This window comes from Candidatus Zixiibacteriota bacterium (assembly GCA_040756055.1).
Classification (GTDB): domain Bacteria; phylum Zixibacteria; class MSB-5A5; order GN15; family FEB-12.
In genome coordinates this window covers 115,581-130,125 of the sequence record JBFLZR010000007.1, presented here as the reverse complement: position 1 = coordinate 130,125, position 14,545 = coordinate 115,581, and the positions used below count along the sequence as shown (strand labels likewise).

The following is a 14,545-nucleotide window of genomic DNA, read 5'->3' as shown; positions in this document are numbered from 1 at the left end:
CAGTGCTTTATCCCTGCTGCGCTTTCGGCGGGTGTTCATCCAGATAGCGCTGGAGGATAATCACGGCCGCCAGCCGGTCGATTCTCTTTTTGTCCTGGCCTGTTTTTTTGCCGTGGGCGTGGATAATAGTCGCGGCCTCCTGTGAGGAATACTGCTCGTCGACTTTTTCAATCGGGCCGCTGTAAAACGCCTTCAGTTTTTCGATGAATCGGTCAATTTCCAGACATTTTTCGCTTTTGTCACCGGATTTCAGAAGGGGGTAGCCGATGACTATGCCATTGGGGCCATACTCTTCGATGACGGTGCGCAATGACTCCAGGGCGTGCTTGTCGGATTTTACTTCGAGGGTGGTCAGGGCCGAGGCTATTGTGCCGGTGGGGTCGCTCTTGGCAAGCCCGATGCGCCGGGAACCGTAGTCGATGGCTATGAATGTCCGGTTGTAGTCTGATGTCATGGGTGTAATTTAGCTGCCAGTTAAACAGCCGTCAACTTTGATACTGCCTCAATCAGGTTTTGCGTTCTTTTTTCTTGGCAGCCGGGAAAAGGATATTGTTCAAAATCAACCGGTAGCCCGGCGAGTTCTTGTAGAGGCCCAAATCAGTCGGCGGGTCGTGAACCATGTGCTGGTAATCTTCGGGATCGTGGCCGGACAGAAAGGTGAAAGTGCCGCGCCCGAGACTTCCGTGGATATATCGCACCTCGTCGTAGTTATCCGGCTGGGCCAGGATGGTGACGAATTTTTTCAGCAGTGATTTGCGAAAACCGGTTGTCTGCCCCATGAAGCCGTTGACAGTGTTCACGTGGTCCTGGGTGAGCATGGTGGGAACGGGGTCGAGTTTGGCGGCGAAGTCGAACAGGTAGAAGAAATCATCGGTGGTTCGCGGGAAGCGAATCTGGCGATCGGGGTAGGTGTCGATGTTGGAGTGGCGGTATAGAAGCGGGTCGGTGGTTATTTCGAAATTCTCGAAGGCGAATGTTTTGGAGAAATCGAGTTTCTCCTGGCATCCGGGATCGACCGGGTCGCTATCGAACTCGCGCGGCACTATATCCACACCATCGGCGGCGAGAGCGATATCAATAGTCTCCGGCGCGGAGCACATCGAGAACAGAAATCCGCCGCGGCGGACATAGTCGTAGATCGTTTTGGCGACATCGAGTTTCATCAGCGAAACTTTGCTGTAGCCCAGCTTTTTGGCCATTTCTTCGTTGGCGGAAACATCGGCCTGATACCAGAGCTGTTGGCGGAAGGCGGCGTAGAATTTGCCGTATTGGCCGGTGAAATCTTCGTGGTGGCAGTGAAGCCAATCGTAGTCGTCAAGAGCGCCTGTCAGGACTTCTTCGTCCCAGATAACATCGTATTTGATTTCCGCATAGGTTAGCGCGAGGGTGACGGCATCATCCCAGGGCTGCATCGAAGGCGGCGAATAGACGGCGATCGATGGCGCTTTTTCGAGTTCTACTCTTTCCATGTTTTCGACTTCGATTATCCGGTAGATATCCGCTATATCGCCTTCGCCGACCTGCTGATACTTGACGCCCGCGAGCAGGCAGAGATTGACGATATCGGGAGAGTAATCGATAAGGAACGAGCCGCCCTGATAGTTGAGCAGCCATTCGGCTTTGGAGCCTTTTTCGAGGGCTTTATAGACGACGCCGTAGGCTTTTAGGTGGTCGGTTTGGGATTTATCCATAGGTATAAAGACGGAGGCCGCCAACAGGTTCAGCGGGAGCAGGAGGGCTGCGAGTATATAACGGCAAATTTTCATAGTTGTTAAGTTACTAACCTTTTGCGGTCAGGCAACTACTGTTTTAACGCTAAATGGGGGGATTGGTTGCATCAGACCTTGTCGGAGGCAGGTGACCGGGGTCATGTTTGGACCAGTCGATAGCGGCCGGGGCTCACAAACTCGAGGTACCCTCTGTCCCTGAGAACCTGTAATTGCTGTCTGATCTTGTCCTTGATATGTTTATTAGACGGATGGCCAGCAGCGAGAACTGACTCGAATTTGTACACATCTTGAAGACTGAATTCCTGTTTTCCCAAAGAATCCAAGCATGACATGATATCAATGAGCCAACCACGAGATTCCGTATTGCGACTCTCCCTTAAAAAAGCGGTCTTGTTGAAGCGGCGTATCACCAGCTCTTTTGGGATAATCTTATTCTGCTTAATGTAATATAGCTTGCCGCTGTCAGGAATTCTGTTAATACAAATATTGCATCCTACCCAGCCCGCCCTGCGAGCGGTGCCGGCCAATGGCTTACGCTTTTCGATGATCTGATGACTGAAGAAATGCCGAGGAATAACCATAAGGTTCGTCACCTCGAAAACCGCTGGTTCATATGTCAGCATGAAGAAATTTGGGGCGGTGTCGCTTCCCACACGTTGCATCATGGAATCAAACGCACCGTCGATGATCTTGCGCCCAATCTTGCTTTTCTTGCTCTTGAGTTCGTAGTCCTCCCTGCACCCCGCACAAAAGAAATCGGCTACCGGGCGACCGGGCTCGTATTGTTCGACATTCAATCCACACCCAGGACAATAAACCTCCGAGGCGACCCATGCCTCAGACATAATGCGAATTTGTTGGGATGGGCTTTTGTAATATTTCGCCAGTTTCAGATTAAAAGTAGTGCGCATACGATCTTCGATGCATGGGTTCATGCTTTACGGACACACAATGCACCTTCATTTTTAAAATCGCAAGCAGTAAAGGTTTTCGTGTACCCGGGTTGGTCCCCGCTACCGCTCGATTTTGAGGGCGGCCAGGAAGGCTTCCTGAGGGATCTCCACCCGGCCAAACTGCTTCATCCGCTTCTTCCCCTCTTTCTGGCGCTCCAAAAGCTTGCGTTTGCGGGTGATATCTCCCCCGTAGCATTTGGCGGTGACGTTTTTGCGAAGCGGCTTGACGGTGGCTCGGCTCACAATCCGGCTGCCGATAGCGGCCTGAATGACAACCTCGTACATCTGGCGAGGTATCAACTGGTGGAGCTTCTCGTTCATGCTCAGGCCCCATTTGTAGGCGCTTTCACGGTAGATGATGACCGAGAGAGCATCAACCGGCTCGCTGTTTATCAGGATATCGAGTTTCACCAGATCAGAGCGCTTGTAGTAAGGAATACCGTAATCGAACGAGGCATATCCGCGGGTAACGGATTTGAGTTTATCGTAAAAATCGAAAATTATCTCTGAGAGCGGAAAGGCGTAGGAAATACTCACCCGCTTGGCGGCCAGATATTCGGTGGTTTTGTACTCGCCGCGCCGCTCGGTGCCCAGTTTCATTATGGCGCCGATATAATCATCGGGGACAATCACCTGAGAATCGACGAACGGCTCCTCGACATAATCGACAAGATTCGAGGGGGGCATCTTGGCCGGGTTGTCCACAACGGTCATCGAGCCGTCATTTTTGAAAACGTGGTACTCCACGTTGGGGACAGTGTTGATGATAGTCTGACCGTATTCGCGCGAGAGCCGCTCGGTGACGATTTCCATGTGCAAAAGGCCCAAAAAACCGACGCGGAAGCCGAAGCCGAGAGCAGTCGAAGATTCCGGGGTGAATTTGAGCGATGAATCGTTGAGGGTGAGTTTTTCGAGGGATTCCCGAAGGCGGGTGTAGTCTTCGGCGATTGCCGGGTACAGACCGGAAAAGACCATTGGTTTAACATCGACAAACCCGCTCAGCGCGGTTTTGGCCGGGTCTTTGGCGGTCGTTATCGTATCGCCTATTTTGGTATCGGCGACTTCGCGAATCGAGGCGAAGAAATAGCCAACATCGCCGGCCGACAATTCTTCCTGCGGAACCCTTGTCAGTCTCAGGTGGCCGACCTCATCGGTCTCGTAAACCTTACCGGTGGAGAAGAATTTGATTTTATCGCCGGTTCTCAGTGTGCCATTGACCACCCTGACCAGCGGCATGGCGCCCCGGTAGCTATCGAAGACGGAGTCGAACACCATCGCCTGCAGGGGGGCATCGGGGTCGCCCTTGGGGGCCGGTACGCGCGCGACGATTGCTTCAAGGACTTCATCGACACCTATCCCCTTCTTGGCCGAGACTTTGAGAACATCGGCTTCGTCACAGCCGAGCAGGTCAGCGAGCTCTCCGACCACTCTATCCGGCTCGGCGTTGGGGAGGTCAATTTTATTGACAATCGGGATGACTTCGAGATCGTTCTCCATGGCCAGATAAAGATTCGATAGAGTTTGCGCCTCGATTCCCTGAGAAGCGTCGACCACAAGCAGGGCTCCTTCGCAAGCCGCCAGAGAGCGGCTGACTTCGTAGGTGAAATCCACGTGGCCGGGGGTATCGATAAGGTTGAAGCGATATGTTTCGCCGCTATTTGCTTTGTAGAGCAGTCTTATGGCGTGAGCCTTGATAGTGATGCCGCGTTCACGCTCGAGATCCATCGAGTCCAGCACCTGCTCTTTCATCTCGCGCACCGTCAACGTGTGCGTGGCCTGTAACAGCCGGTCGGCCAGGGTGGATTTGCCGTGGTCGATGTGGGCGATGATCGAAAAGTTTCTTATTTTCTTTATATCCTGCATTGCTGTCACCGGTCAAAAATAATCCCGACAATAGCAGTTGCCGGGCTGCGGTCGAGAAATATCGACTCAAAAAAAGTCAGTACCTTTGGCAGGCCAAGATAGCTGAAAGAGGCGTTTTTGTCAATTGAGAGATTTTGTCGTCGTTTCGGGTTGTTATTTTCGGTAAAACTCAGCCAGCCGGTCGCGGAATTCGGCCTTGTTTATATCGCGGTAGAGGACGCCTTCGAAGGCGATTGAAATCTGGCTGGTTTCTTCGGAGACCACCGCCACGACCGCATCGGAAACCTCACTGACGCCAATGGCGGCTTTGTGGCGCATACCGTAGAGCTTGCGGAAGCGCGGGTTCGATGTCAGGGGGAGCGATGTCGCCGCGGCCACGATGTGATCGCCGGAGACAATCACGGCGCCATCGTGGAGAGGAGTGTAGGGAGCAAACAGGGTGATGAGCATCTCCGAAGACAGTTCGGCGTTGAGTTCTTTTCCGGTTTCGGCGAAATTTCGCAGGCCGGTGCGGCGTTCGATGACGATCAAGGCGCCATGTCTGAGTTCCGACAAGCGCAGAATGGCACGGCTGATTTCTTCGAGAGTCTTGCGTTGCTCGAGGGTAGCAAATCGCCTGAGCAAACGGCTCTGGCCGAGTTGGGCCAATACCGAGCGAAGTTCGGGCTGGAAGACTATCACGAGCACGATAAGTCCGAAGGTCGTCAGATTCGAAAACAGCCAGGTCAGTCCTTCGAGTTGAAACCAGTAGGCAATGAAGGCCACGCCGGCGACCAGAAACAGGCCGAAAATAATCTGGACCGAGCGGGTGCCTTTGACCAGCTTGAGCATCTGGAAAATGATGAACGAAACGATCAGGACATCGACCAGGTCTTTCAGGCCGAACTGAACGAAATCTATACGAAAGAGCGTCATATGCCTTCCCTTATGGCCCGCAGGACCTTTAGAGCTTCAACCGTCTCGGCCACGTCGTGGACTCGCACGATATCAGCCCCGTTCATCACGGCCATTATCATTGAGGCTATCGATCCGCCGATTCGCTCGCGGGCCGGTTTGTCCGTCGGGTGGACCATCTTAATAAAAGACTTTCTTGACGTTCCCACAAGTAAAGGTTTGTCGAGTTTTTTGAATCGGGCCAGTTCGGACAAAATGTAGAGATTGTCCTCGAGGCGTTTTCCAAAGCCGATGCCCGGATCAAGGATCACTTTGCCGGTGTCTATTCCCTGTTTTTCGCAGAAGGCGAGGCGTTCGGAAAAGAAATCCATGAGTTCGCCGACACAATCATCGTAGTGCGGACTATTTTGCATAGTAGCCGGCGTACCCAGCATGTGCATCATGATTAAAGGTACTTTACCGGCAGAGACGACTTGTGCCAGGTCGGGGTCGAATCTGAGGGCGGAGATATCGTTGACAATATCCGCGCCGGCATCGAGCGCCGCCTTTGCGGTCGTGGCCTTATAGGTATCTATGGAGATGGGTATGGTCGAGGATGCTCTTAATGCCTTGATCACCGGCACAACGCGCTCGATTTCTTCTGCTGCCGGGACCATTTTGGCTCCGGGGCGGGTAGATTCTCCACCGATGTCGATAATGTCGGCTCCCTGGCGTTCCATTTCGAGCGCACGGTCAACGGCAGCATCGGCGTTTTTGTAACTGCCTCCATCGGAGAACGAGTCCGGTGTCAGGTTCAGCACACCCATAACGAGGGTGCTGGAAAGAAACAGATTTCGGCCGGACGTCAGTGGAATCGTTTTTATGCTCAAGTCTTATTTTCGCTCCGTAATCTTGCTGATATTGTGAGCCTATTACCCGCGCCACAGGCATTAAAAAGAGAATGGACTGGAATATCAAGTAATAAAACGGGTTACGGAAGATATTCCGTGTCGGGCGGGCACGGCACGGGTTGGATGGAAGTTCGAAACATAGTGTTGGAAGGACCATTTTGGCTTGACAAATCCTGGCTGGAAGGGTATACTTTATAAAAGGGCCGAAGTACAACCCATTTTTTCATAAAGTCTACAGCAGTAAGTTGCTTGAACAGTCTTAACGGACAGGAGCATTACCTCACATGTCAGCCAGGTTTTTCCTCACCATCGGCTTGGTATTGACAGCATTAATCACCGTCTTTGCCGCCGAAAGCGTCCTGACCGCCTCCGTAGAAGATATGGTAATCAACAGTCCAATGTCATTCACGGAGAATGCCGGTCAATGGGACGAAAACATCCAGTTCAGAGCCGGCGCCGGAGCCGTGACCTTGTGGTTTGGCCGTGATGGTGCCTATTACCAATTTGCCCGGGAGTTGACCGACTTTGAGCCCTCGGAGAAGCCATATAAGCAGGGTCCCGGTGAAGTTGAGGTCATGATGATCCGGGCATCGTTTGTCGGCGCGCACAGCAATCCCGTAGTGGTTGGCAAGGACAAGCTCGATTATAAATGCAACTATTTTCTTGGCAGTGATCCATCGCGGTGGCGATCAGATGTACCCAACTATGAATCGATCATGTATTGCGACCTCTATCCGGGCATAGATTTGAAATACTTCGGCAATGGTGAGAAGCTGGAGTATGACTTCATAGTGGCCCCCGGCGCGGATCCGTCGCGTATTGAGGTGCGCTACGACGGCGCTGACGGTTTGTATGTGAACAGCGCCGGTGAGTTGGTGGTGGAGACTCGTTGGGGTTCGGTAACGGAGCTCAGACCGTATGTGTACCAGGAAGACGGTGCCGGTCGCATAGAGGTAGCCGGTTCCTACCGAATGATTTCACCGACCAGTTTCGGCTTTTCTTTCGACGGCGGTTTTGATCCGTCGCTGCCGCTGGTGATCGATCCGATGCTGACCTACAGCTCGTATATTGGCGGTTCCGCGAGTGAGTATATTTGGGGTGTCGCGGTGGATAAGTATGACAACCCGGTTGTGTGCGGTCATACTTACTCCGTTGATTTCCCTTCGGTAAATGCTCTTCAGGAGGATTTTGCCGGGGATTGGGATGTTTTCATCACCAAGTTTTCTTCGGCCGGGAATGTGATTCTCTTCAGCACCTATTTCGGGGGTAGCGACCGTGAAGAAAACCCGCGCCTTGACGTGGACGGTAACAGCAACATCATTGTAGCCGGCAGAACTTACTCGCCCGACTTTCCTCTGGCCGCTGCTCTTGACGCGACACTTGGGGGCACCAATGATGCTTTTGTGGCAAAAATATCGAGTGGCGGAAGTTCCCTGTTATACAGCACACTTTTGGGAGGATCTGTTGATGAGTGGCTCACCGGGGTAGCTATTGACGGTTACGGGAACGCATATTTGACGGGGATTACCGGATCCATGGATTTCCCCTGCGTGGACGAAATCGACGACGACCTTGACGGTGAATCCGATGCCTTTGTTACGCGGATTAATAAGGCGGGAGATGCTATCGGTTACAGCACTTATCTGGGCGGCTTCAGGGATGACGAGGCCACCGGTATCGCGGTGACAAAGGTCGGGGCGATATTCGTTACCGGAGTGACTTATTCGAACGACTTTCCCACTCTCAACGCTTATGACAATGAGCTCAATGGTACGGTGGACTGTTTCGTGACCAAGTTCACCAGTGACAAAAGGCCGGCTGCCGACAGAATCACATCCCTTTCGACGACCGTGACGATGGGCGAAATAGAGCTCGCCTTCAGCACCTATCTTGGAGGTAACGACGACGACTACGGAAACGCTATCGCCATTGACGCGTACCAGAATGTGTGGGTGGTTGGCGGGACGGAGTCCGACGACTTTCCGGTCGTTGGCGCCCTTCAGCCGACCTTCTCAGGCGGAGGTGTCATAGGCAACGATGTCTTTGTAACAAAAGTAAATTCCGACGGGGGCTCATTGGCGTATAGCACTTATCTCGGCGGTACCGATGACGATTACGCGAAGGGTGTGGCGGTAGATATCGACGGTGATGTATATGTCACCGGCGGCACCTATTCAATCGATTTTCCGACTGTTTATCGCCTCGATGGTACTCTGGGTGGTGAACTCGACGCCTATATAACCAAATTCAACGGCCTGACCCACCAACTCATATACAGCACATTTGTGGGAGGTAACAACTCCGACCTGGCCCAGACGATTGATGTCGGCGCCGAGGCGGAGGTATTTATTGCCGGTTACACGTTATCATCGGATTTCCCGCTGGTTAATCAGTATCAATCGACCCGCCTGGGGACCCGCGACGGTTTCCTCTCAAAAGTGTACGGCGGGTGCTGCGTGGGCATGAGGGGCAATCTCGATGGTGACATTGCCGATTATGCCGACGCCATGGATCTGGTCTATTTGGTCGATTTCATGTACAAGGCGGGGCCCTACCCGCCGTGCGACGAAGAAGGCGATGTCGATGGCGATGGTTCCGTGAGTTCGCTGGATCTTGTTTATATGGTCAACTATGTGTATAAATTCGGACCCTACCCCATGTCATGTTATTGACCTGATTCACAACCGGTGGGCCAGCCCGTATCTTGTACACAGTGTCATTCGAAAAATCATTGGGGCCGGGGATGTTTTCGCCCCCGAATTGACAAGACTTGTCGGGTGAAGGCCGATCGGAATCCTACCGATACTTCACATACGGGGACTGTCACTTGCTCAGCCTTCGTCAGGGAAAACGGATGCGGCAGGTGGGATATTTCTTGACAAAATGCGGCAATTTTAGTATTCTTTAATTGCAGCGTTGGCTAACACCAAAGTGAGGCAACAGCAGTAAGTTGGTACTTTTTCCTGTCGGCCCAAGCAGAGTCTCCCTCACTCTGAAGTCTCTGACAAAATTTGTATTAATTGTATTCCTGGTCTTCCCGACGCATGTGATTGCGTCCAGCCCGGTGATTGACAGGCCGGAAATCCCCCTTACCGGTTTCACGGAGAATCGGGGGCAGTGGGACGATGCCGTCCGGTACAGAGTAATTCTGCAAGACGCTACGGTTTGGTTCACTGATCGTGGCCCCTGCTTCCAACTTCATGACAAAGGCGACGAGAATACGGATTTCAGCGCAGAGGATTATATCTTGCTGCCGCGCTGGTTGGGAGCGAAAGACAGGCTGACCATTGAACCGCAGGGACTGAGCAGCCACGTATCCAACTTTTTTCTCGGCAACAATCCATCCCGTTGGCGCATGGGGGTCTCGTCTTTCGAGGCAATCGTCTACAGAGACATCTACCCCGGTATAGACGTCCGGTACTATTTGAACGGTACGAAGCTCGAGTATGATTACATGGTCTCCGCCGGTGCGGATCCATCACAGATTCGCGTCAAATACGAAGGGGCCACTCGGCTCAGTATCAGTGGAACCGGCAGTCTGGTTGTCGAGGCAAAGGCCGGTTTAGTAGAAGAACTCAGGCCCCGTTTCTTTGTGCAAGGTGCTGATAATTCCAAGGTAACAGAAATTGACGGCGCCTTTGCCGTGTTATCCGATGAGGCCTTTGGTTTTGAACTGAATGGCGGGGTCAATTTCCACGCAGGGCTGATAATCGACCCGGTTTTGACGTTCTCCACCTACCTTGGAGGAAGCGGGAGCGAATATGCCTGGGGGATCGATATTGACGGCGATGGGAACATTTATGTGACGGGCAACACTTTTTCAACAAACTACCCCGTGGTGGAACCCCTTCAGTCAGTCTACGCCGGCGGAGAGAAGGATATTTTTGTCAGCAAGCTGAATCCTGCGGACGGTTTGCTGTACAGCACGTATTTAGGGGGGAGCGGTAATGACGAGAATCCTCGTCTGGTGGTTGACTCCGATCACAATATATTGCTGATAGGAAGGACTTTTTCAAGCGATTTTCCAACAGCCAGCGCCTTGTACTCAACCAGACAGGGCCTGAGTGATGCCTTCGTGGCGAAAATTTCAAGTGATGGCGATTCACTCGTGTACAGCACTTACCTTGGGGGCATGCACGATGAATGGGGTACCGGGATAGCAGTTGACAGCTCAGACTGCGCGTACCTTACCGGCATCACCGAGTCGGACGACTTCCCCACCGTTAATGCCTACTGCAGCTATCTGGTCAAGAATGATGACAGCTGGGTAACAAAAATCACGCCCGATGGCAGCAGTCTTGTTTACAGCACGTATATTGGTGGGTCTGGACATGACCGCACCAGGGATATACAGGTGGACGCTTTGGGCAGAGCGTATATTACCGGCGAGACGTACTCATCGGACTTTCCGATGGTCAACGCCTTCGACGACAACTTCGCCAAGAATACCGAAGGGATAGTGGACGCGTTTCTCGTGAGGTTCAGCAGCGACGGTACTTCACTTGAGTACAGTACCTTTATCGGCGGGAGTGACGATGATTGGTGTAATGCGCTGGACGTGACCGAGGATGGCAAGGCAACCGTTGTAGGAGACACTGAATCTGACGACTTCCCTACTCTCAATCCCATCCAGGCAGAGCACTCGCCGGATACCGGTTATCTGGGAACTGATATCTTCGTAACAGGATTTAGCGCTGACGGACGCAATTTGGTTTACAGCACCTATTTGGGTGGGATTGACGACGATCTTTCGGAGGATATAGCTTTCGGACCATTCGGATCAATAAATATTGTCGGCAGCACCTACTCACCTGATTTCCCTCTTGCCAACGCATTGGATGATATGCTCGGTGTGACTGATCGTCCGGATGCTTTCGCCGTCAGACTCAGTAGTCAGGCGAAAGAGCTCACCTATAGCACATTCCTGGGAGGCGACAGTTCTGACATAGCCACGTCGGTTGAGGCTGACGGCTCGGGGACTGCCTTTATAACTGGTTATACTTTATCCGCCGATTTTCCGCTGGTGGACCCGCTGCAGTCCGTCCGGAAAGGAACCCGCGACATATTCATTGCTGCTATCACCGGAGGGTGCTGTTCGGGTGTCCGCGGCAATGTAAACGGAGACGTGTTGGATGTTGTTGATGTCGCTGATGTCATCTATGCGGTCCAGTGGTCATTTGAACATGGTGGGGGACCAGACTGCCTTGAGGAGGCGGATGCTGACGGAAACGGCAGAATTGACATTGAAGACCTGGTATTTCTTGTAGAATATTTGTACGGCAGCGGACCGCAGCCCGCCAGTTGCGGCGAATAGGACAAACAAGCTTCCGACAGGCAATAAGAAAGGGGGTTGGGCCCATGAGGGGCAAGCCGCATATGCTGTTGCCCAATAGCGATTTACGTAAGACCAGCCATGGTCTGACGGCAACTTGCAGGATGCTGCTGAGGTACGTGCACTCACGGCGAATCAGGTTGACTTTTCACAGTATATTCATATATTTATACATAACCTTTTACATACCCGAAATACTTAATCAGACGCACTCCGTCCGGAGGTTTCTTTACATGTTAGGTAGCCGCGCAACCGCCAGCGCCTTCGCCACAACCTTAACTGCCCTCATCTTTCTTTTCAGTTTTGGTCACAACGAGGCTGCTTTCGCTAAGTCAGCGACTGCTCCCATGTCCTTCACAGAGAACGCCGGTCAATGGGAGGATAATATCCTTTTCAGAGCGAGCGCCGGGGCCGCCACGATGTGGTTTGGCCGAGACGGTGCTTATTATCAGTTTAGCCGGGAGCTGACCGACCGGGAATCACCTCTCAGACGTGACCGGCAGGGTCCCTCACCGACCGAGGTCATGCTGGTAAAAGCTGCTTTTGTCGGCGCCCGGGGTAACCCCGAGGTAGTCGGTCAGGGCAAGCTCGATTATCGGTCGAATTATTTCTTGGGTAATGATCCTTCTCGATGGCGGACCAATGTAGCCAACTTCGAGTCGATTGTCTACCGGGGTTTATATCCGGGAATAGACTTGAGGTATTTTGGCAACGGTGAGTATCTGGAGTATGATTTCATTGTATCTGCCGGGGCGGATCCGTCGGTAATCGAGGTTCGTTACGAGGGGGCCGATGGGATATATGTGAACGGTTCGGGAGAGTTGGTGGTGGAGACTGGTTGGGGTACGGTTACGGAGCGTTGTCCGTACGTGTACCAGGAGACATCTACCGGCCGCGTGGAGGTGGTTGGTTCTTACCGTCAGATATCGCCTATGAGTTTCGGTTTTTCGCTTGATGGGGGTTATGATCGCTCGTTGCCGTTGATTATCGACCCGGTTTTGACTCACAGCACTTACATCGGGGGTTGGGCGAGTGAATATGGCTGGGGCGTGCAGATAGACGATGAAGGCTTCGTGTATACAGTGGGAGTCACCAACTCGGCGGACTATCCGGTTGTCAACGCCCTGCAAAACACGCTGGCGGGGGACTGGGACATTACGGTATCCAAAATCAATTTCGAGACCGGGCAGTATGTTTACAGCACATATCTGGGCAGTATCGCCCGCGAAGAGAATCCCCGCATGGATATCGATGAAGACGGGTGCGCGTACATAGTCGCCAGAACCTTTGGGAGCGACTTTCCTCTCGTCAACGCGTATGACAACACTCTTGGAGGCACCAGTGACGCCCTCCTGACGAAGATAAGCGCGGCCGGCGACCAACTCGTATACAGCACTTTTCTTGGTGGTTCCGATGATGATTTTGGGACCGGCATCTTTGTAGATAAGAATTTCAACGCCTATGTGACAACCACCACCTACTCGTCGGATTTCCCGCTTTTGAATCCATATCAGGCATCGCCCGGCCAGGGGTCAAAAGATCTGACTGTGACTAAATTTACATCCGCGGGAAATCAGCTGTTGTACAGCACATACCTGGGCGGCACCCAGGATGAGGAAGGTCGCGGGTTACACGTTGATAGTGTGGGACGAGTCTATTTAACCGGCTATACGTACTCTAAAGATTTTCCGGTAGTCAATGCTTATGATGCTATTCTTGACGGTGCGACAGATGGCTTTATAGCCAGGCTGGGCAGCTCCGGGAATGTGTTGGATTTCAGCACCTACTTCGGTGGTACCTCCAGCGAGCTCTGCACGGCTCTCGACCTGGACCGGAGCGGCAATATCTATGTAGCCGGCGGTACGGCATCGACCGACCTGCCGATAGTCGGCGGTTTTCAGCCAGTGCACTCCGGCGGCGGCTATCTCGGCTATGATATTTTTCTCAGCAAGTTTTCTCCGACGGCCGGCAGCCTGTTATACAGCACCTTCATGGGTGGGACCGACGATGATTTCGGCGAGGGGATGTGTGTGGGGAGGTACAACGATGTATACCTGACCGGTTACACGTACTCATTTGATTTCCCTCTTGTCGATCCTCTGTTCGCTGCTATGGTCGGTACACCGGATGCCTTTGTGGCGCGAGTAGGAGCTGATGGTTCCGAGCTCAAATTCAGCACGTATCTCGGTGGTTCCGCCGCCGATGTGGCTCGGACGGTAGTTATCAGCGATTTGCGGTCGGTCTATGTCACCGGATACACGACATCGACCAATTTCCCGATTGTCGATCCGGTACAGCCTTACCGGCTCGGGACTCGCGACGGTTTCGTCAGCATGATTGACTTTGGCTGCTGTGAGGGAATTGTCGGCAATGTCGATTACGACCCCGGCGATTACGTGGACGCGATGGATGTGCTGTATTTTGTCAGTTGGCTCTACAAGCAGGGCCCGGCGCCAGGTTGTCTGATGGAGGCTGACGCAAACGGAGATGGCCAGCTCGATCCACAGGATCTGGTGTATCTCATAGCATTTATCTGGCAGGGAGGTCCGGCGCCGTCCGGATGTTATTAGTCAACGATATCAGGCACAGGACAGTTAACAAACCTGTGTTTTGTCATAAAACTCTTCTCGAGTTTAAGTATCGAGAAGGTGTCTGAATTCAATTAAGGGGTCTGCTTTGAGCGGACTCCGGGCGTACCGGCTTTTCCGGGGTTTCCACCTCCTCCGGACGGATGGCGCCAGGCCTGTTCAGTTGTCTGCCGTTGTGCCGCGCACCTGACAGATTGAATTACCCCCTCACCAGACATCTTTAGAACGTCAGGATAATCTGTCTTTTATAATAAGTCAGCGGAGTACAATTCGACGCAGCCTGGAGGCCAAAAGA

General features: G+C 52.8%; 9 protein-coding genes. 3 read left to right on the top strand and 6 right to left on the bottom strand.

Going from position 1 to position 14,545, the window contains the following annotated elements; genetic code table 11:
• Positions 1-7: 7 nt before the first annotated feature.
• The 6 genes from ruvX to folP all read right to left on the bottom strand — a co-directional run bounded on the left by ruvX (position 8) and on the right by folP (position 6,309).
• Entirely contained in the window at positions 8-454 is a 447-nt protein-coding gene (gene ruvX, locus AB1483_12740) for a Holliday junction resolvase RuvX (protein ID MEW6413316.1), read from the bottom strand.
• A gap of 52 nt (positions 455-506) precedes the next feature.
• On the bottom strand, positions 507-1,766 hold the full coding sequence (locus tag AB1483_12735) for an asparagine synthetase B (GenBank protein MEW6413315.1): 1,260 nt from the start codon (positions 1,764-1,766) through the stop codon (positions 507-509).
• A gap of 101 nt (positions 1,767-1,867) precedes the next feature.
• The gene (locus AB1483_12730; GenBank protein MEW6413314.1) at positions 1,868-2,641 is read right to left on the bottom strand and encodes a DpnI domain-containing protein; all 774 of its coding nucleotides are present in this window, start codon (positions 2,639-2,641) and stop codon (positions 1,868-1,870) included.
• A gap of 102 nt (positions 2,642-2,743) precedes the next feature.
• Positions 2,744-4,546 carry a translation elongation factor 4 gene (gene lepA / locus AB1483_12725; protein ID MEW6413313.1) on the bottom strand — a complete coding sequence of 601 codons (1,803 nt, stop codon included), beginning with the start codon at positions 4,544-4,546 and terminating at the stop codon, positions 2,744-2,746.
• 153 nt (positions 4,547-4,699) lie between these two features.
• Entirely contained in the window at positions 4,700-5,461 is a 762-nt protein-coding gene (gene cdaA / locus AB1483_12720; GenBank protein ID MEW6413312.1) for a diadenylate cyclase CdaA, read from the bottom strand.
• Positions 5,458-6,309 carry a dihydropteroate synthase gene (folP, locus tag AB1483_12715; protein MEW6413311.1) on the bottom strand — a complete coding sequence of 284 codons (852 nt, stop codon included), beginning with the start codon at positions 6,307-6,309 and terminating at the stop codon, positions 5,458-5,460. Before folP ends, cdaA begins: the two co-directional genes overlap by 4 nt.
• A 305-nt stretch (positions 6,310-6,614) precedes the next feature.
• Here folP and AB1483_12710 point away from each other — a divergent pair, with 305 nt between their 5' ends.
• From AB1483_12710 to AB1483_12700, 3 genes are all read left to right on the top strand, one after another.
• Positions 6,615-9,002, top strand: coding sequence for an SBBP repeat-containing protein (locus AB1483_12710; GenBank protein MEW6413310.1), 2,388 nt, complete (start codon positions 6,615-6,617; stop codon positions 9,000-9,002).
• A 392-nt stretch (positions 9,003-9,394) separates the two neighbouring features.
• Positions 9,395-11,644 (top strand): SBBP repeat-containing protein, encoded by a 2,250-nt coding sequence (locus AB1483_12705; protein ID MEW6413309.1) that lies wholly within the window; start codon positions 9,395-9,397, stop codon positions 11,642-11,644.
• Between the two features lie 251 nt (positions 11,645-11,895).
• A complete protein-coding gene (locus AB1483_12700) occupies positions 11,896-14,232 on the top strand; it encodes an SBBP repeat-containing protein (protein ID MEW6413308.1) in 2,337 nt (778 codons plus the stop codon).
• The last annotated feature ends 313 nt before the right edge of the window (positions 14,233-14,545 follow it).

Excerpts from the sequence above, each read along its gene's own strand:
- AB1483_12710 (MEW6413310.1), top strand. The coding sequence starts at position 6,615 with ATGTCAGCCAGGTTTTTCCTCACCATCGGCTTGGTATTGACAGCATTA.
- AB1483_12700 (MEW6413308.1), top strand. The coding sequence starts at position 11,896 with ATGTTAGGTAGCCGCGCAACCGCCAGCGCCTTCGCCACAACCTTAACT.
- lepA (MEW6413313.1), bottom strand. The coding sequence starts at position 4,546 with ATGCAGGATATAAAGAAAATAAGAAACTTTTCGATCATCGCCCACATC.
- AB1483_12730 (MEW6413314.1), bottom strand. The coding sequence starts at position 2,641 with ATGCGCACTACTTTTAATCTGAAACTGGCGAAATATTACAAAAGCCCA.
- ruvX (MEW6413316.1), bottom strand. The coding sequence starts at position 454 with ATGACATCAGACTACAACCGGACATTCATAGCCATCGACTACGGTTCC.
- AB1483_12735 (MEW6413315.1), bottom strand. The coding sequence starts at position 1,766 with ATGAAAATTTGCCGTTATATACTCGCAGCCCTCCTGCTCCCGCTGAAC.
- cdaA (MEW6413312.1), bottom strand. The coding sequence starts at position 5,461 with ATGACGCTCTTTCGTATAGATTTCGTTCAGTTCGGCCTGAAAGACCTG.